At 39.8% G+C, this 20543-nt stretch carries 16 protein-coding genes; 15 read left to right on the top strand and 1 reads right to left on the bottom strand.

What is annotated here, in order from left to right; genetic code table 11:
* Positions 1–76: 76 nt before the first annotated feature.
* Positions 77–1216, bottom strand: a complete 1140-nt coding sequence (gene mutY, locus F606_RS0100285) for an A/G-specific adenine glycosylase (protein ID WP_019551851.1) — start codon at positions 1214–1216, stop codon at positions 77–79.
* Between the two features lie 362 nt (positions 1217–1578).
* Here mutY and mreB point away from each other — a divergent pair, with 362 nt between their 5' ends.
* The 15 genes from mreB to F606_RS0100360 all read left to right on the top strand — a co-directional run bounded on the left by mreB (position 1579) and on the right by F606_RS0100360 (position 20522).
* The gene (gene mreB, locus F606_RS0100290; RefSeq protein WP_019551852.1) at positions 1579–2610 is read left to right on the top strand and encodes a rod shape-determining protein; all 1032 of its coding nucleotides are present in this window, start codon (positions 1579–1581) and stop codon (positions 2608–2610) included.
* Between the two features lie 59 nt (positions 2611–2669).
* A complete protein-coding gene (flgF, locus tag F606_RS0100295) occupies positions 2670–3458 on the top strand; it encodes a flagellar basal-body rod protein FlgF (protein WP_019551853.1) in 789 nt (262 codons plus the stop codon).
* Positions 3459–3688: 230 nt separating this feature from the next.
* On the top strand, positions 3689–4483 hold the full coding sequence (gene flgG / locus F606_RS0100300) for a flagellar basal-body rod protein FlgG (protein ID WP_019551854.1): 795 nt from the start codon (positions 3689–3691) through the stop codon (positions 4481–4483).
* A gap of 38 nt (positions 4484–4521) precedes the next feature.
* Complete coding sequence (gene flgA, locus F606_RS0100305; protein ID WP_169558408.1) at positions 4522–5466, top strand: flagellar basal body P-ring formation chaperone FlgA; 945 nt, start codon at positions 4522–4524, stop codon at positions 5464–5466.
* An 18-nt stretch (positions 5467–5484) separates the two neighbouring features.
* Complete coding sequence (locus F606_RS0100310) at positions 5485–6081, top strand: flagellar basal body L-ring protein FlgH (RefSeq protein ID WP_019551856.1); 597 nt, start codon at positions 5485–5487, stop codon at positions 6079–6081.
* A gap of 18 nt (positions 6082–6099) precedes the next feature.
* Positions 6100–7221, top strand: coding sequence for a flagellar basal body P-ring protein FlgI (locus F606_RS0100315; protein ID WP_019551857.1), 1122 nt, complete (start codon positions 6100–6102; stop codon positions 7219–7221).
* A gap of 17 nt (positions 7222–7238) precedes the next feature.
* Entirely contained in the window at positions 7239–7598 is a 360-nt protein-coding gene (locus F606_RS0100320; RefSeq protein WP_019551858.1) for a rod-binding protein, read from the top strand.
* A gap of 167 nt (positions 7599–7765) precedes the next feature.
* Positions 7766–9169 carry a phosphodiester glycosidase family protein gene (locus F606_RS0100325; RefSeq protein WP_019551859.1) on the top strand — a complete coding sequence of 468 codons (1404 nt, stop codon included), beginning with the start codon at positions 7766–7768 and terminating at the stop codon, positions 9167–9169.
* 170 nt (positions 9170–9339) lie between these two features.
* Complete coding sequence (locus tag F606_RS0100330; RefSeq protein WP_019551860.1) at positions 9340–9636, top strand: biotin/lipoyl-containing protein; 297 nt, start codon at positions 9340–9342, stop codon at positions 9634–9636.
* A 34-nt stretch (positions 9637–9670) separates the two neighbouring features.
* A complete protein-coding gene (locus tag F606_RS20250) occupies positions 9671–11539 on the top strand; it encodes a SpoIVB peptidase S55 domain-containing protein (protein WP_019551861.1) in 1869 nt (622 codons plus the stop codon).
* Between the two features lie 216 nt (positions 11540–11755).
* A complete protein-coding gene (locus tag F606_RS0100340; RefSeq protein WP_019551862.1) occupies positions 11756–12529 on the top strand; it encodes an MlaE family ABC transporter permease in 774 nt (257 codons plus the stop codon).
* 9 nt (positions 12530–12538) lie between these two features.
* Positions 12539–13303, top strand: coding sequence for an ABC transporter ATP-binding protein (locus tag F606_RS0100345; RefSeq protein WP_019551863.1), 765 nt, complete (start codon positions 12539–12541; stop codon positions 13301–13303).
* Entirely contained in the window at positions 13287–14564 is a 1278-nt protein-coding gene (locus F606_RS0100350; protein ID WP_019551864.1) for an MlaD family protein, read from the top strand. The genes F606_RS0100345 and F606_RS0100350 overlap by 17 nt, the downstream gene beginning before the upstream one ends.
* A 44-nt stretch (positions 14565–14608) precedes the next feature.
* Positions 14609–15967, top strand: a complete 1359-nt coding sequence (locus F606_RS0100355) for a TolC family protein (protein ID WP_019551865.1) — start codon at positions 14609–14611, stop codon at positions 15965–15967.
* Between the two features lie 250 nt (positions 15968–16217).
* Positions 16218–20522, top strand: a complete 4305-nt coding sequence (locus tag F606_RS0100360; protein ID WP_019551866.1) for a translocation/assembly module TamB domain-containing protein — start codon at positions 16218–16220, stop codon at positions 20520–20522.
* Positions 20523–20543: the final 21 nt, after the last annotated feature.

Consider the following 20543-nt stretch of genomic DNA (forward strand, 5'->3'; position numbering starts at 1 on the left):
TTGGTAAAATAATATGTTCATTATAAAGAATCGCGTTTATTAAGCAGCAGGCACGATGACAATTCACTTCATAAAATTATTTTGTAAAAATATCAATATAGGCTTTAAATGCAGTTGGGATGGCATAATCGGCATGAAGCTCATTTTTGGCTGCCCAATGCAGCTGAGGCAGGGGAGCCACTTGTGTGGTAGCATAAGCAGCTTTTGTTTCAGCAATGTTTCTGGCGGGGTTCAGATTAATCTGATAGCCGATCATATGCCATTCTACATGTGAAAAAACATGTTTGGCGGCAGGAAGAACGGTGATGCTCTTTACTATAAGACCGAGGCTGCGTGCGTATTGAAACGCGGATTTTTCCGGAATATGGCCGTCGAGATTTGGTAATTCCCACATTGAGGCGAGTAATCCAGCAGCTGGTCGCCTCATTAGTGCCGTTCGACCTGATTCGACAAATAACAAGATGGTTCGCTTTTCAATTCGACGTGCTTTTTTTGCTTTTTTTACAGGCAAATATGGAACAATATTCTGGGCCATAGCAAGGCAAAGCTGCTTTAGGGGACATAACGGACATTTTGCAGCTGCTTTGGGCAGGCAGATCATTGCACCAAGTTCCATGAGAGCTTGATTGAAATCGCCTGCCTGTGCAGCGGGTAAAATATTTTCCAGCTTTTGCTCGATAGTCAGTTTGACTTTAGCAGACATAATGTCTTCATGATACGCAAGGATTCGACTAATTACCCGCAATACATTTCCATCAACAGCAGCGCGAGTTTGACCGAAAGCAATTGAGCTGATTGCACCGGCTGTATAACGACCAACTCCCGGTAAACTTAAAAGATCATTATAGTCATTTGGCATAGTCCCGCCAAAACAAGCAACAATTTGCTGGGCAGCTTTTTGTAGATTACGGGCCCTGGTATAGTAGCCTAGCCCTTCCCATAATTTTAATAGTGAATCAAGCGGCACGTCAGCTAAATCTTTTATAGTAGGAAGAGCTGTGATGAAATGTTCAAAATATGGCTTGACGGCTTCCACACGAGTCTGTTGCAGCATGATTTCAGAAATCCATACGCGGTAGGGGGTAGGATCTTCACGCCACGGAAGTATACGAGCCTGGCTGTGATACCAGCGTAAAAGTGGCTGGACTATTTCATATAACTGTTCTGTTTTTAATAGCATATCTGGGTTCATATCTTTTTCTAAAACATTTTTCATTATATATTCTTCCATTCTTTTATGAGCTTTAGGTCTAAGACCAATAGCTCAATTTTTTTTAGGCTATTAAGTTTTATCTTTTTTTTACGATAAAACTAGTATATGATTTAATTTTTAGTTAAATTTACTTGTTTTTAGAATGATATCTTTATGTTTGAGCAAGATGCTGTATTTTTGACAACACAAACTAGATTCCTATTGTCAACCCTTCTAATTTATTATATATTAATAAAAGTGACAAAAATATTTTACATTGCATAAATATTTAAAGGAAAACCCACGCAATCTATTATGCAATAGTGTATAATAAAGTAGGAAAAAAATCTAGGAATAGATCATTTTGGAAGGGGAATATAAATCATATGTTTGGAATGTCAATGGATATTGGGGTAGATTTAGGAACCGCCAATGTTTTAGTTTATATAAAAGGCAAGGGAATCGTACTAAGAGAGCCTTCTGTTGTTGCAATTGACCGAGATACAAATAAAGTTCTTGAAATTGGAGAAGAAGCTCGCCGAATGATTGGCCGGACCCCAGGGAATATTGTAGCAATCCGTCCATTGCGCGAAGGTGTTATTGCTGATTATGACACAACGGAAAGCATGCTGCGGCACTTTATTGAAAAAGTCGCTGGTAAAAATTTCATGTTTAAACCTCGTATTATGATTTGTATTCCATCCGGCGTAACGACTGTTGAAAAGAGAGCTGTTTTAGAAGCGGCTGTCCAGGCTGGAGCCCGTAAGACGTATTTGATTGAAGAACCTTTAGCAGCAGCACTTGGTGCCGGACTTGAAATTTCTGAACCGTATGGTTCAATGGTTGTTGATATCGGTGGTGGTACAACCGATATTGCGGTAATTAGTTTAGGCGGTATCGTTATCAGTGAATCGCTGCGTATTGGCGGTGATAAATTTGATGAGGCAATTATTCGTTATGTCAAAAAAGAATATAACATGATGATAGGCGAACGTACAGCCGAAGAAATTAAGATTACGATTGGTTCCGCCAGCCGTAATGCCCGTGAAGGGTCTTTTGATGTTCGTGGCCGCGATTTACTTTCAGGATTGCCGAAAACAATTAAAATGGTTGTTAATGAAACTTGTGAAGCCCTTGATGAACCAGTAAACCGTATTGTACAATGTGTCAAAAAAGTACTCGAAGATACACCACCGGAACTATCAGCGGATATTATGGATCGTGGTATTGTTATGACAGGGGGCGGATCCATGCTGTTTGGTTTGGACAAACTCATTCAGCATGAAACCGGCATACCTACGTATTTAGCGGAAGATCCTTTATCTTGCGTAGCTCTTGGAACAGGTAAGGCTCTTGATTCGATGGATAAAATCGAAGATGGATTAACTTCATTGAGAACAAATAACTTTAAAGGGTAAGGCTGGCACGTAGCAATATAGTCTTACCGACATGAACGAATAGATTGGAGTATGATTAAATGTTACGTGGTTTATATACAGCAGCCAGTGGGATGATTACAGAATCGCTGCGAACAGATACAATTTCAAATAATTTGGCCAATGTAGATACGACAGGTTATAAAAAAGATACGATGGTAAGTGAAGAGTTTGAGGCTATTTTATTACATCGAATCAATGATAAACAAAATAATGCAACTTCAATTAAGGGCTTCAGTGTTGGTTCGGAAGCACCTGTTGTTGGTCCGCTGGGGCGAGGCTCGAAAGTATCTGAAATTGCAACCATTCAAGATCAGGGTGCATTGCAAACAACCGGGAACCCTTATGATTTGGCTATATCAGGTAAGGGTTATTTTGTCGTAAATACACCGCAGGGGAATCGATATACACGTAATGGTAATTTTTACCGTTCGGATATCGGTCAACTTGTGACTGTTGATGGACAAGCTGTTCTTGATAATAATAATAGACCAGTTACATTGCCGCAAAATGCAAAACTTACATTTGGTGCGAATGGTCAGGTCTATGCGGATAATCAACCGCTGACAACATTGCAGCTCGTTGATTTTCAAGATCGACGTGCACTCTTAAAAGAAGGAAATAATTTATTTTCCCCTCAGCAAGGAGCGCAGCCAACCGCGGCAACGGGAACTATATCGCAAGGTGTACTTGAAAAATCGAATGTCAATGTTGTATCTGAAATGGTGCAGTTGATCAATAATTACCGAATGTATGAAGCAAATTCAAAATCGGTGACGACGCAGGACAGCCTGCTTGACAAGGCTGTAAATGAAGTCGGACGTTTATAAACGAATGAAAGGAAGCGGAAAAGGGAAGTTTAGAGGAACTTTCTTTTTTCGCTTCCTTTAAATTTAATCTGTTTTTTTAGAAAAATAGGACTTAAGATTTTCTGTTTTTTTACGATAATAAAAGTAAGAACAGGATCATAAGGCTTTATTTAAAAAAATAAAGCTTTTTTGGTCCTTAGTGGAATGTAAAACGAAAGAAACACATATATAATGATAGGAGTTTTGCTATTATGATGAGAGCACTTTGGACAGCTGCAACGGGTATGGGAACGCAGCAATCACACATGGATGTTATTGCAAACAATTTAGCGAATGTAAATACAACTGGTTTCAAGAAACAACGCGCTGAGTTTGAAGATCTTATGTATCAGACTTTACGTCAGGCTGGTGCGCCTAGTGGTGCCGATACGCAGTATCCAGGCGGATTGCAAATGGGACATGGGGCTCGTTTATCAGCTACGAATCGTATTTTCACGCAGGGTAATAATCAGACTACAGACAATCCTACAGATGTAATGGTCGATGGTGAAGGCTTTTTGCAGATTACCATGCCCGACGGGACCATTGGTTATACACGTGATGGATCCTTGAAACTCGATGAAAATCGCCGTTTGGTTACAACGGAAGGGTATCCGCTCGAACCGGAAATTTATATACCAGAAAATGCTCCGAGTGATACGATTACGATTGCAGCAGATGGGCGTGTTTCAGCTAAAGCAGCTGGGACTACGACTCCTGAAGAAGTTGGACAGATTACACTGGCTCGATTTGTAAATCCATCAGGGCTTATGAGTATTGGCAATAATTTGTTTGAACAATCGGCAGCATCAGGTGATCCAATTGTGGGGAACCCGGGGGAAGATGGCGCAGGAAAACTTGTACAAAACTCGTTGGAAATGTCAAATGTACAGATTGCGGAAGAAATGGTAAATATGATTATCGCCCAGCGTGCTTATGAAACGAATTCGAAGGCTATCACAACATCAGATTCGATGCTGGAAGTAGCTAATGGTCTTAAACGATAAGTATTATGATTAAAAAATTTTGTATTTTGTGTATTAGCATGGTATGTTTTATCTCAGCTGCAACAGTTCTGGCGGCAGCACCAGCAGTGATTTCGGTTTATGATAATGTGACGATTTCTAAATCGGAAATTTTGTTGGGGGATATTGCACAAATCAGTTGTGATGATGTAAACCGTGCGGCTGAATTAAGTGCTATGAAGCTGGGAACTATTCCTGTACCGGGGCAGAAGATACTTTTATCATCACGTGTTTTTGAACTTAGAACACGATCTTCTGGTGTAAACTGTGATGATATTTCTTGGACTATTCCTGACACGATTGCAATTAGTACCGATTCACAAACGATTGCCAGTGAAATGTTTTCTGAAATGGGTCAAAAAGCGATCACGGATCAACTTAAGTCACAGCAGGATAAACGGGAATATACACTCGAGGTTTTGACAGTTCCTAAACCAATGAGGGTGCCAATGGGGACAATATCTTATGATTTGTCGATACCTTTGGGGGTGAAATCTGTTGTGCCAACTAGTGTTTATATTTGGGTGAACGTTGATGGTCAGCCCTATAAAAAAGCTTTTTTTCGTGCCAAAGTTCATATGTATGAGTCTGTGGTCGTGACGAATCGTATAATGGCTGCGGGAGAACTAGTCACACCAGATGATATTCATGTAGAAAAAAAAGAAATTAATGCATTGATGGCTGGGTATATGACGGATAGTAAGAAACCAATTGGCTTTATTATGAAACGGATGACAAATAGTGGTATTGTCTTAGAGGAATCTATGCTCGATAAGCCAGTGGTTCTTAAAACAGGAAGTATGATTCATATTACCGCTAAAATAGGTGATGCAAATGTGCAAACGCAAGGCATTGCTCTGCAAGATGGTAAAAATGGGCAGGTTATTCGTGTTCGTAATACCGTTACGAAAAAAATCGTTAGCGGAACAGTTATTGATGCTGATACGGTCCAAGTAGCAGCTTAATGAAAACGGGTGATAGTAATGGATAAATGGATTAAAAATATATTGGTTTTTTGTGTCGTTCTGGGAAGTTTGACTTTTGCGAATATCCAATCTGCAGCAGCAGAGTCGCTTTGGGTCGATAATGGGGCGATGAATTTATTTGCCGATCATAAGGCAAGAAATGTCGGTGATATTCTTACGATTGTGATCAGTGAATCAACAAAAACAAGTACAACGAAAAGTGATACCAACTCAAAATCAGGCAGCCAAAGCTTAAGTGCTGGAGTGGGGATTTTTACGTTTTTGAATGCAGCCTCAGCTGCTGGTTCAGACAGTTTTAAAGCAAATGGTGCTGCCAGTGCAAATAACAGCGTCACGGGTAATGTGTCCGTTACGGTTAAAGAAGTACAACCAAACGGCAACATGGTCGTCGAGGGAACACAATCAATTTGGCAAAATAAAGATGAACATAAAATTACTTTGAATGGTATTGTTCGCCGAGATGATGTAACATCAAATAATACAGTTCCATCGAACCTGGTGGCGAATGCTACTCTTAAATTTGATGGAAAAGGTCCACTTAATGCAAAACAACGTCAGGGTATTTTGACGCAGGTATTAAATATATTATTTTAATATCTGATGGAGGTAACTATGCATAAACTATCTAAAATTACAGCAATTTTGACATTGATCGTCTTGTCTCTGTCGTTTAGCACGGCTTTTGCCGCAGCGAGTGTAGTCAGCAGCAGAATTAAAGATATTGCTAAAGTCCAGGGCGTTCGTTCCAATCAGCTTGTGGGCTATGGAATTGTCGTCGGATTATCTGGTACAGGCGATTCAAATAAAACACTTGAAACATTGCAATCCGTAGCAAATATGCTGAAAGAATTTGGCGTAAATATTACGGCATCATCCTTGAAAACAAAAAATGTGGCTGCTGTTATGGTCACGGCTACTCTGCCGCCTTTTGTCCGTGAAGGGGATACAATCGATATGACAGTGTCATCAATGGGCGATGCAAAAAGTATTCAAGGCGGAACACTTTTGCAGACCCCGTTAAAAGCGGCAAATGGTCAAGTTTATGCTGTAGGGCAGGGAGCCGTTTCAACGGGCGGATTTGCTGCTGGTAATGGTGCAAGCAGCCAGCAGAAAAACTTCCCTACCGTGGGGATGACACCAAATGGTGCTATCGTGGAAAAAACAGTGGAAAGTTCACTCGGTGATAGTGGAACTATTTCTCTGTCGCTCAGTCAACCGGATTTTACCACAGCTTCACGGGTAGCAGCCGCTGTGAATTCTCGTTACGGGGGCGTGGCAAGTGCTGCAAATCCAGGACGGGTCGACATTACCGTTCCGCCTTATTATCGGGGGAACGTTGTTGGTTTTGTTGCGGACCTGGAAGATCTTTATGTAACAACAGATAATATTGCGAAAGTTGTTGTCAACGAACGAACTGGAACGATTGTAATGGGCGGTAATGTAGGTGTTGATGAAATCGCAATTGCTCAGGGCGGCTTGAATATTACGATTCAAAAAAATACGGATGTGACACAGCCAGCACCATATACCTTAGGGGAAACGATTAAGACTTCAAATACAACGACAACCGTGAAAGAAGATAAGGCAAATACCATTGTCTTGCAGGCCACGGCCAATGTAAATGATATCGTTGGTGCACTGAATGCTGTTGGTGCAACACCACGTGATATCATATCAATATTACAGGCAATCAAGGCAGCGGGAGCTCTTCATGCAGATCTTCAAATCATTTAGGGGGAAGTGTATTATTTATGCAGATAAATGGAATTAATGCTCAATCGGGCTTCAACAGCTTGCAGAGTGCGCAAACGGTCGCGGAAGATACTACATTTTCCGATCAATTAAAAAAAGCACAGACACAAGTGACAACAGCGGCGAAAGACGATAAGAAACTTCGTGATACCTGTAAAGATTTCGAAGCGATGTATTTAAATTTGATGTACACTAAAATGCGGGAAACAGTACCGGATAATCCATTGTTTGGTTCATCTAATGGTGAAAAAATCATGCAATCCATGATGGATACAGAACTCACCAAGCAAATGGCAAATGCTGGTGGTGTTGGTTTAGCAGATATGATGTATAAGCAGTTGTCACTTTCTAACAAATAAATTATAATAAATACAGAGTTAGGCACAGCCTGACTCTGTATTCTTTTTTTTTGAATAAGTTAAATATGGATTGATGTCCATCGTTCTTTTTGGACAGGCTGTCAAACAAAGCGACATTTTTTAATTTCTTGTATAGTGCAATAAAATTTGATTGGAAGTGGTTTAGTATGAAATTCGCATATCGTAATCTAACAGCTTTAGTAGTGATTTTGCTGTTTTTAGTGCAAACGGCTGTTGTTTCGGCAGCAGGTGTTCAGGGAAATGTTAATGGGATTCGTTTTAGTGCAGGGCCAGCTGCTGTTAGGATTGTTTTTGATGTGGATGTTATTCCTGATTACAAAGTTTCAACGGAAAACAATGGAACTCGCTTGATTTTGGATTTTCCGGCTACAGTGAATCATACCGATCTAGCGAACTTAGATATAAATGACAGTCTCGTTAAATCTGTAATATTCAGTAAAAACAATCAAGGTTTTCGGACGATTATTGAGTTAAATAGAGCAGCTGCCTACACTGTAAAAACACTGCAGGGACCACAGCGGATTTTTATCAATATCAGTAAAAATTATGAAAGCAAACAAATAGATGAGGTTGCACCAGGGTTAATTCACACTACTTATGTTCGAAATAATGATTTAGGGATGCTTACGGCACATATTTTGGATATAGATCCGGCTCTTTATAATTTACGCCCGGCAATTGCGAATGGAAAAATCAGCGGACGTGAAACAGTTGGCGGGATCTCGGATGATACAAATGCCATTGCGGCTGTTAACGCCTCATACTTTGCTTTAAACGGGGAACTTTTAGGACTTACGAAGATTGACTCAACAATTGTCAGCACTACCTATTTAGCCCGCAGTGCTTTTGGAATCATGCCCGATGGTACACCGGTTGCTGGTGTAGTCGATTATACTGGTACAGTGTCAAGTAAGGGGATAATCTTACCTATAGCAGGTGTGAATTGCGAACGCGGCGAAAATGGTCTGACGATTTACAATTCTTATTATGACGATTCGACGATGACAAATGAATACGGAATTGAATACACGGTTAAGAACAATAAAGTAATTGATATAAAACAGGCAAATTCACCAATTTTACCGGGGACAATTATTGTTTCAGCACATGGAACAGCGAAGGATGCACTAGCATCGGTCAAAATTGGTGATCGTATGGACATAAAAGAAGATATTGGATCACCTTGGAATATGGCAAAACAAATTCTTGGGGTTGGTCCAACTTTGGTTAAAAATGGTCTTGTAAATGTAACGGCACAGCAGGAACAATTTGGCGGTGATGTGGCAAGCGGTCGAGCTCCTCGTACCGCAGTAGGAATTACCAAAAATAAACATGTGCTTTTATTTGTGGTCGATGGTCGACAAAGCAGCAGTATCGGTTGTACTTTGAATGAAATGGGGCAGCTGATGAAGGATTTTGGTGCAGTTGATGCAGTTAATTTTGATGGTGGGGGTTCCAGTGAAATGGTCATTGGTGGTACGATTATTAATAGCCCATCTGATGGCAGCGAACGTAAAGTTGGTGCAGCCTTAGTTGTAATAAAAAAATAAATTTTGCGAGGGGAGTATTGTTGTGATATAGTAGCGTGTTCGCATAAAAGCGATGGATAAATCTTGCTATTACGGATGAATCGGTTATAATGAAAGTAAACCTGCTTTAAATATACTTGTTTATAATTTCAGCAGGGATAAAGGTACGAGACGAAAGGGGAGGGCTGATTATGCTCCATAAAAAAAAGCTGATAGCTATAGTTTTAGTCTGTGTTTTACTTGGGCTTGCGCAACTTACCGCGGCCGCTTCAATGATAGATGAAAAAACGACTTTGACAGGACAGGTTACCTGGACTGTTCCGGTAGGGCAAGCTGTGACAGAAGGTAGTGAACTCGTTCGTGTGTCAACACTTACTGGTTCAGCGGCAGCATCTCGTGCTACAACAGCAGGGACGGTGCAGCAGGTATTAGTGAAGCCTGGTGATAACGTGAAAAGCGGCGAAGTTGTAGTTCGAATTGCGAAATAACTAACAGGACCGAGAAACTAAAGAGGTGAAATATTTGACAAAGTTCATAAAATTTTATATGGTATCGTTTTGTATCATTGTTTTCTTTCCTTGGAGCCAGGCATTAGCAATGCCAGAAATAATGGGAACAGATCAAATCCAGACTGGTATGCATGGAATTGCAAAAACGGTTATTGAAGGAACAACGATTGATACATTTGATATTGAAATCACGGGTGTTATTGATGCCGGCAAAGACAGTGATGGCAGAATTATTGCGATTGCTTCCGGTCCCGTTATTGATAAAACAGGTGGAGTTCTTCAGGGAATGAGCGGAAGCCCTGTATATATTGACGATAAACTGATTGGTGCAGTATCAGGTGGTTGGAAAGAAATTAACAATCGTACCTGCATTATTACACCGATTCATGATATGATGAAAATTTGGGATATGCCAGATCTAAAAAATAAAACGATGATTCAACAAGTGAATTTAAAACAGCCGCCAACCGTTATACTTGCAGATAATAAAACAGATATAAAAACGGCTTCGGAAAATACAGTAGCAACGACGCAGGCGGCGGTTGCGGCAGAAAAAAGTAAACCACTCATGACCCCTTTGATGGTATCGGGATTTACGGATGCAGGACTAAACCTTTTGAAAGAAAAGATGGCTCCTTATAATCTGGTTCCTTATGCAGTAGGGTCATATGAAGGTAAAGGTGAAACTGTAACACTGGAACCGGGAAGCTCGGTCGGTGTTGAGGTGGTTCGAGGGGACCTTAGCGTAGCGGCAATCGGTACAGTTACTGCTGTCGATAATGGCAGGGTCCTTGCCTTTGGACATCCCTTTTTACGCAAAGGTAATGTCAATTATTTTATGACAGATGCTCATATTATCACAACGGCGAGTGGAGATAATACGGGATTTAAAGTTGGTGCTCCCGGTAATTTAGTGGGACGGATTAATCAGGATCGTTCAGCTGGTGTCGCTGGTGTCATTGGCAGATATCCAAGTGTTATTCCGATACAAATTAATGTGGATGATCTGCAGTTAAATCGTCACCAAACTTATGCAGTACAACTTGCATATGATGAAGAATTGGCTTCATCTCTGGCTGCATCGGTTGTCTACAATGCGATTGATCAAACCATTGATCGTGCTGGCACCGGCACAGCTAAAATAGAATTTGAGATTTTGACCAATGCCGTTGACAGCGGAGTTATAAAACGGTCGAATATGTACTATAGTCCTCAAGATGTAGGGCAACTTTCAATTACTGAAATTTATCAGGCGTTAAACCTTCTTTGTACGAATACAATGGGTGAAACAGATATTGTTGGCATTAAAGTTAACATAAAAGTTGATGCAAATCGCCGGACAGCATCCATTATTGAAGCGGTTCCTGAAAAACAAAAAGTAAAACAGGGTGAAACGGTTAATGTAAAACTTCAAATTAAGCCATATCGGAAACCGGCAGAAACTCTAATCGTACCTTATAAAATTTCAAAAAACCAGCCAGTAGGGATGACTACTTTAGAAATTCGTGGTGGTGGACTGGTGCCAGTTGCACAACTTCTTATGCAGCAGCAAGGTCTTGATTTAAGTCCGGAAGAAGATAAAATGCAGCCACTGTCCGAGAAGTTAACAGCTTTTATGAAAGCAAATAAAAACAATGAAATTATTATTAGTCCGGCGGCTCCAATAATGCTTAATGAAGTCCAGCAGGCAGCCGCTATCGAAGCAGCTATAAAACAATCGGCTCAATTGGATCAAATAAAACCAAATGACCAAGTGAATGTAGAAAATAAAAAAACAAAACTGGATAAATCGGAAGCTGACTTACCAGCAAAATTTGATACAAATTATATTATTGATAATATAATCAAAACTTCAATTCAAGTAATTGGAAAAAAGAACTAATGGTAGAGGGATGAAAAAAAATATTTCATCTCTCTTTTTCGCTTTGTAAAAAAAATTTGAATATTATTCAAAAAAATAGTAAACTAATATGTACTATTATAAATAATACTGATACAATAAATAGTACTTCGGTGAATGACTTTTTCGAAAGAGTCTTCACGGGAGTTTCAAAGGACTGTTACGAGGAATTTTGTTTGTCGAAGGAGTCAAATAAACATGCTTATGCATTATTTAGAGAAAGTAGGCAGCCGTGTTATAAATGTCATGGAAGGCTTTGGCGCTGTTATTATTTTAATTGGACAGATTTTTTATCAATTAAAACATGTTCCCCGCGGCAAACATGTATTACGTCAGATGGCGAGCCTTGGTGTGGACACTCTACCAATTGTTGCATTGACAATGCTTTTTACAGGAATGGTTATTACATTGCAGACAGCGAATGAATTCATCCGGTATGGTGCACAGTCAACAATCGGTGGGATCGTTGCAATTGGTGTGGCCAGGGAACTAGGACCGGTATTGACCGGCGTTGTGGCGGCTGGACGAGTGGGTGCTGCCATTACGGCTGAAATCAGTACGATGAAAGTAACAGAGCAGATAGACGCTCTTAAAGTTATGGCCACCAATCCGATTGGCTACCTGGTCGTGCCTAGAGTGATTGCCTGCATGCTAATGCTGCCCTTATTAGTTATCTGTGGTGATGTGATTGGAACATTTGGCGGTTGGATCATATCTACATATTATGCGAATATCAGTTCGGCGCTGTATATACAGTCAATTACTACTTTTACAGTGGTACATGATATTACAGGTGGTCTGATAAAATCTGTGTTTTTTGGTGCTGCGATTGCAGTGATCGGTTGTTATTATGGACTTAATGCACCGAATGGCGCTGAAGGTGTTGGTAAAGCGACGACACAATCCGTGGTAGGAGCAATTATTGTGATTTTTATTTCAAATTGTTTTATGTCGCTTATACTGTATCGATAGAGGTGGATTATGATTCATTTAAAGAATGTAAATAAAGAATTTAATGGAAGAATTATTTTGCATAACATAAATCTAAATGTCGAAAAAGGGGAGACTCTGGCTATTATCGGTGCCAGTGGTTCAGGGAAAAGTACATTACTCAGATTGATGATTGGCCTTTTGCAGCCGACTAGTGGTGAAGTTTGGATTAAAGATACAGAAATTTCCCAGCTTCCTGAAATTGATTTAGATAAGATTCGCCTCAATATGGGAATGGTATTTCAATATTCAGCACTGTTTGATTCCATGACCGTTGGCGATAATGTTGCCTTTGGTCTTAAAGAACATACAAAATTTACTTCTGAAAAGATTCAGCAAGTGGTTCAAGAAAAATTAAAGTTGGTTGAGCTGGAAGGTTTTGAGGCAATGATGCCGAATGAATTATCCGGTGGTATGAAAAAACGTATCAGTCTGGCACGCGCGATTGCGTTTGAACCGGAAATTGTTTTGTATGATGAACCAAGTTCGGGACTTGATCCAATTATGGCAGCAAAAATAGATGAACTTATTGTCAATACGCAGCAAGTCTTAGGGGTTACATCGGTTGTTGTTACGCATGATATGAATAGTGCCTTTCATATAGCAGACAGAATTGCCATGGTTTATGACGGTGAACTGATTGCTATTGATGATGTAGATGGTATTAAAAACTCTCAAGATCTAAGGGTCAGAGAATTCATTCATGGAACAATTAAGCCAATAAAGAGGAGGCAGACGCATGTCGACAGAAGCTAAAGTTGGTGCATTTACACTGATTTCACTGGCATTATTAGCATTTATCGTTATCCATTTAAGTGGATTTAGCTTTGGCGGTGAAAAAGGGTATCATATACAAGTTTTATTTAAACAGGTCAATGGGTTAAAACCTGCAGCTTTTGTTCGTTATGCCGGAGTTGCGGTTGGTAGTGTGAAAACTGTTGATGCAGATGGCTTAGGAGCAAGGGTTAAGCTGCATATCAATCCTGGAATTAATATTCCGGATCACGCGCTGGTTACAATCAGCGGCGATGGGTTGATGGGAGAAAAATTCATTAATATATTGCCTGGTGATATGGAAAGTGATACCTATCTATTAGATGGTGCTGTAGTGCAAGGGGTGGATGAACGAGGTATGGAATATTTAATGGCCAATGCCGGAACAACGCTCGATGAATTGCAAACACTAATCAAATCATTAAATGATGTTTTGGGGAATGAACAAGTTAAAAATTCAATGATAGAGTCAGCAAAAAATATTAAGACTATGACAGATAATTTTAATCACATGAGTATCGTGATGGAGCGAATGGCAGTGAATAATGAACAAGATTTGCGTGTCATGATAACAAATCTCAGTATGATGTCGCAAAGTGCAAAAAGTGCTGCCGATGGAATGGACAGAATGATTCGAGACTTTTCGCGAGATGGTCAGACCGCCGAGCAAATGCGGCAGGCCATTGTCAATCTTAGCAGTACAAGCCGCCGCATTGAAAATATGGCAGCAAATCTGGAACCGGTAGTTGCGGATCCGCAAACGGCTCAAGACCTTAAAACAATTTTGGCCAGTGCCAAAAATGTTACAGCCCGTGCCGATACCATGATGAGCCAAGTTTCTAATATTACAGCAGAACCCGGTATTGATTTTTTATACAGTGGTGGTAAAGACCAATGGATGACGAATTTTGATTTGAAAGTTTCGACCAGCCCAAATCAATTTTTACTGCTGGGCGTAGACGATATTGGTGGAGATGACCAAACCAATTTACAGCTTGGCTCAGGTAATGATACCTTAGCAGGCAGAGTTGGTATCATCGATAGTAAAGTTGGTATAGGAGTAGATAGCTATATCAATGATAAATTGAAATTTTCCCTTGATGCCTATGATCCAAATGATATAAGGTTGAAATTTAGAGGACAATATGAATTTATGCCGGATACGTATTTAGTTGGACAAACAAATAATGTCAACAAAAGTGCTGAGCGTGTCACGTATTTTGGGATACGCCGCACCTTTTAACATAAAATATATATAATGAAGATAATTTTAGGAGGATTTTTAGCGTGAATAAATATAGTGTAAAGAACAAATTAACAGCTATGGTATTAGGCGGACTTATGACCATGTCTTTGGCTAGCGGGGTGGCTTTGGCTGCGGATACCGTGGATTTGACATTGGATGAAAGCATTGAACTAGCCTTGAAAAACAATAAGGATATTCAACAATCTTTATCTGATACTGAAACCGCAAAATGGGCATTGAAGGAAGCAAAAGGCAGTAATGGAGTTTCCTTATCATGGAGTTCAACAGCTGAGAAAATTGGTGGGAATTATTATTCTGGATCAAGCAAGGATCGAGATTTTTCCAACACGCTAAGTGCTTCTTTACCGATTTATAGTGGTGGTAAAATTGAAGGCAGCATCAAAAAAGCCGAAATTGGCATTGATGTTGGAGCACTTGATCTCGAAGACACGAAACAAACTGTAAAGCTTACGGTAACGAAAGATTATTTTACGATTTTGCAAAATCGTAACCTGGTTCAAGTCGATAAAGATTCTGTTGATAAATTGCAGGAACATTTGAAAAATGTCAGTGCGCAATACGCAGTTGGGACAGTTGCCAAGTCAGATGTACTTCGTTCCCAGGTTGAACTCGCAAATGCCCAGCAAAGTTTGGTTACAGCACAGAATGATTATGATTTGTCCGTATCCACCTTCAATAATGTTATCGGACTTCCACTTGACACGAATGTTACGATCCGTGATGAACTTAGATACGAAAAGTATGATCTTTCTTTAGATAATTGTATCGTTTATGCTCAGCAGCATCGCCCTGATGGAATTGCCGCTGTCAAAGCAGTTAAACAGGCTGAAGCTTCTATAAAAGTTGCCCAGGCAGGTCAGAAACCACAAGTAGATTTAGTAGCAAGTGACACAATCGATGATACAAAAGCGTTTGGTGATCAAACCGATAAATGGGGGATTGGTGTTTCGGCCAGCTGGAATTTATTTGATAGTAATGTAACAAATTCACAAATAAAAACAGCGGAAGCTGCAAAAAACAAAGCAGAAATTGCAGCAAATCAACAATTCGATACGATTCAATTGGAAGTGCGTACGGCCTATCTCAGTATGATATCCGCTGAAAAAAATATTCAGACAACAAAAGTAGCTGTCGCACAAGCTCAGGAAGATTATAAAATAGCCCAGGTACGTTATAGCGCCGGTGTGGGGACCAATATTGATGTCATTGATGCGCAAGTAGCATTAACGACGGCACAAACCAATTATATTCAAACACTATATGATTATAATACAAGTAAAGCCACACTCGATAAAGCAATGGGGATACAGGTAGATCTTGATGTCAGTCAATATAATGACAATAAGGTGGTTTCAACAAACAAAACACAAAATAAGTAAGATGATTCAAGCATGTTTAAATAAAAAGCAGGGCAATCATTAAGCTTCTGTCCTGTTTTTTATTATCGATACGATGGATAATATGAGCTTACCCTTAAAATGAAACTATGGTCCTGTATTTTACTAGACATGACAAAGTTTTTTCAAAGAAACAGTGCGTATAATAGAAATGTCTACTAATTAACAGGAAGGCAGCAGGTTCATGTCGAAGATACCCTTTTATGGTTAGTTTAGCTTGGAGGGAAAGACAGTGAGGCATAAGCCGTTTATTATAATAGGAATTATAACCATATTCGTGGTGCTTGTTGGATTCTGTGGTTATTGGTATAGCAAGTCGCAATCCTTTATGACAACCGCAGGCGAGTTGGTTTCGCAAGAAGCAGTGAAAATAGTAGGAACGAAATTGAAATTTGATCAAATTCAGATAGATTCATTTCATTCAATGACGGCAGGTGGCATTACGCTTTATGATAAAACTGGAGCAGTACTTGTAACAGCGGATTCCATGAAGGTGAATTTCGATCCATGGCTGATGTTTCAAGCTGCGCCGCTTAAAGGAATTGCGTCAGTTACCATTATAAAGCCGAACGTTCTGCTTGAACAAAATGCAGATGGTACATGGAACTATTCCGATATTATAAGTGAGAACCAGCAGACTACGCATGATTTTGCGGGTAAAGTCTATATTGAAGATGCCATGGTAACCGGAAAAATAGATGGAAAAACACTAAAGCTTACGGAAATCAATGGTGAACTTAATTTTGCCAGTCAGCCGGCGGTCAGTTTTAAAGCGGCATTCGCCGATGAAACGGGTCATGCTGATATTTCAGGTACTTTGGGTGGAGCACACCAGGCCGTTAGTATTAATGGCGGTGATTTTGATGTTGAAAATTACACGCAGTTTTTACCGGCTGATTTAGGAATTACGATTAAAAAAGGTATTTTAAAATCAGTGAATGTTACACTGCTGAAAGTCAAAAACATTGATGATTATACCGTAAATGGAGAAGTTGAGCTTAGCGGCGGGTCCGTAAATGCTATGAATACGGATATTGAAGATATTAATGCATTGCTTGTATTTAATGAAAAAGATTTGCTGGTATTTAGTAATGCGGTCATAGCAGATCAAAAACTTGCTTTGCATGGTAAAGTCAACATGGACGGAATGGATTCATATATGAATCTGATCGCAGAATCAGAAAAATTTGATCCAAGTACCGTGCTGCCGAATATTCCCTTTCATGGCGATGTTGCTTTTACGATGAATATTGCTGGCACATTGGCTGATCCGCTAGCGAATGGTCAGTTGAAAATTAAATCGGCTGAAGCTTATGGATATCATTTTGAAAATGCAACGGCAAAAGTGAAGTTTGCGAAGAATGTTGTATTTATTGATGCCTTTGAAGGACAGGTATTTGGTGGTAATGTTACAGCACAAGGACAATATGATTCAGGCAATGAAACCTACAATGCCCATCTGAAAATGGAAAATATTGATGCTAATCAATTGCAGGAATTTATTCCTGGTGTTTCAGGCAGGATTACAGCTGATGTCGGTATTAGTGGAGAAGGCAGTGATCTGAATCAGGCTTTGGTTTACGGGAGCGCATCTATACAAAACGGTTTTTATTTAAACAATCCTTTTCAAAGAATGGATGCAAGCTTTTATAAAACTGGTGATCAGATTACAATTGATTCACTGAGTCTTATATTGCCTCAGGGTGAAATTGGAGCTTCCGGCACCATTAAAGGACAGACACTGGATTTAGATTTTTATGGATCAAAGGTTGATTTGACATTATTGGCTAAATTAAATCCTGAGATTAATGCCAGTGGTACAGCGGATTTTTCAGGGCATGTTAAAGGGAGCTTTGATGATCCCAAAATTAGATTAGATTTTTCGGCAGCAAACGGTCAATTGTTTTATCAGCCATATCAAACACTGCATGGTAGTGCAGCAGGAAGTTTACATGGGGTTTTTGTCAAAGAATTCACTATGGAAAACAATGGACAGATAACACATACTGCCCATGGAATTGTTGGCTTTACCGGCAACAGGTATTTAGATTTGACAATTGCCACGCAAGGGGCTCGCATGGAAGATCTTGCGGCACTGATAGCACCTGGACAAACTATAACCGGTAATATTGATAATACAGTTCACCTTACGGGAACACTTAATGATATAGAAGCTGTGGGGAGCCTGCATTTTTATGAAGGCAGCTACCGGGGCATGTTGATTAGTGGTGCTGATGGGAAATATGAACGAAAAAATGGAATTACTACATTTAAGGATTTTTATATCACATCACCAAATGTTAATTTGCATTTAAACGGAACAGCAGACCGTGATAATCATCTTGATTTTGATATTCGGGCAGATGATATACATTTCGATAAATTAAATTTGCATATGCCTTATCCTGTTTCTGGTACGGCACAATTTGTGGGTAAGCTGCAAGGTACAATTGATTCACCCGTTTTTAATGGGTTACTGCAATCAAGTGAACTGAGCTTAAATGGACAAGATCTCACAGATATCAATGGACATATAGAGTATAGCAATGAGACAATTAATCTTACGTCATTTACATTTCATCAATCTGGCGGTACATTTGCGCTGCAAGGAAGTACAAATTTAAATACGAGTACACTCCAGGGTAAACTTACGGTGGAAAATGCTGATTTAGCAGCGATTTTGGCTATGGTAAACCTGAAAAATGAATGGGTTGATGGCAAGTTGAATGGTACAATTGATCTTGGTGGTACCGTAGATAATCCGCATGTCAGACTGCTTGGATCTATGGGATCAGGCACATTAAAAGGCTATCCGCTTAGCAATATCTCTCTTGATATTGAACTGGAAAATAGAGTGGCTACGATTCATAAGTTTTATGGAGAACAAGGTTTAGGCATTCTCCGGGCAGCGGGCACAATTGATCTTGATGGACCAATAGATGCACAGCTCTCGGCACAAAGAATCGATGCGGCACTTTTAATGCATTTGATGGGCTCACAACTGCCGGCGACCGGAGCTTTGGATCTGGAAGCGCAATTTAGTGGTACTGTAGGTAACCCCGAAGCCAATGTATCAATTGATATTGAAGGCGGTGGCCTTGGCGTTGCAACATTTGATGCAATGAAGGGTCTATTTAATTTAAAAAATGGTATAGTGAATGTAAATCAGCTGCTTATTCAAAAAGGACAGTACAAAGCCTCTGCTTATGGCATGGTACCGCTTGTGGCTTTGACTTCAAAACCATGGGAAATGCCGGATCCAAATCAGCAGATGAATCTTAAAATATCATTGGATCAAGCTGATTTAAGTATTCTGCCATTTTTGACTACACAGGTTGAGTGGGCTATGGGGCCGACGAAGGGCGGCGTTACAATTACGGGAACAGTCGCACATCCATTTATTAATGGTTCCATTGTGATTCCTAATGGTGCAATGAAATTTAAAGGTATTGGCAAACCAGTGCAAAATATAGAGGCTGATTTTGAATTTATCAATGACAAGCTGAATGTTAAAAAATTTAGTGGTGTGATGGGTAAAGGGTCTTATGATTTGAGTGGTTCGACTTTGATCACAGGCGGCGGTTTGGCTAATTATGATTTCACTCTCAATTTGAATCAACTTGATTTAGATAGTGCAGTTTATAAAGGTCCGCTTACCGGTCAGCTTACATTGTCAACTGGTGAAAGATTTGGCAGGCAAATGCCTAAAATTGCTGGTAACATTGATTTGGCCGATTGTACGATTAATATTCCGGCGATGCCGAATGGTACAACCGAACTACCACCAGCTATTTTGGATATTAGCGTGAATTTAGGTAAACGAGTTCATCTTTATAATTCTTTTCTCTATGACCTCATGCTGCAAGGACAGGCTAAGTTTGCCGGGACTACAGTACACCCACAGACTTCAGGTGAAATTTCAGCGATTCGCGGTACGGTCAGTTATCTTAAAACATCGTTTAAAGTTCATGAAGCATCGGCTTATTTCAATCAAGTCAATTCACTTCTGCCAAGCATTCATCTTGAAGCCGATACAAAACTTGACAGAACTAAGGTTTATCTGGTAGTAGATGGTCCCGCGGAAATGATGAGTGTCAAGCTGAGCTCAGATCCATCGATGAGTGAAACGGAAATTTTGCAGCTGTTGACTCTTCGCAGCAATTATCAATCCCATGGTACAGACAATAATTTGGGCAAAGATCAGTTGGCAAATATTCTTGATGTTGGTTTGCAGATGAGTTTTTTGAGCGAAGTGGAAGCAACGTTGAGGAATGCTTTGAGTGTTGATGAATTCAAAGTTGTGCGCGATACGCTGTCGTCGACTGAAAGCAACAATACTGCCAATCGGGAAATTTATAACGTTGAGATTGGTAAATATCTAAGTGATAAATTCATGCTGAAATATACAACAGGGATTACACGCAATCTGTATAAAATAGGCATACAATATGATTTAAATAATCGTATTAGTTTAACCAGTGATGTCAATCAGGATAATAATTATAGTGTTGGTATTGAGGCTCGAATTAAATTTTAAACAGATTTTTTAATGAAAAAC

Source organism: Propionispira raffinosivorans DSM 20765 (genome assembly GCF_000381065.1).
Lineage (GTDB): Bacteria > Bacillota > Negativicutes > Selenomonadales > Selenomonadaceae > Propionispira > Propionispira raffinosivorans.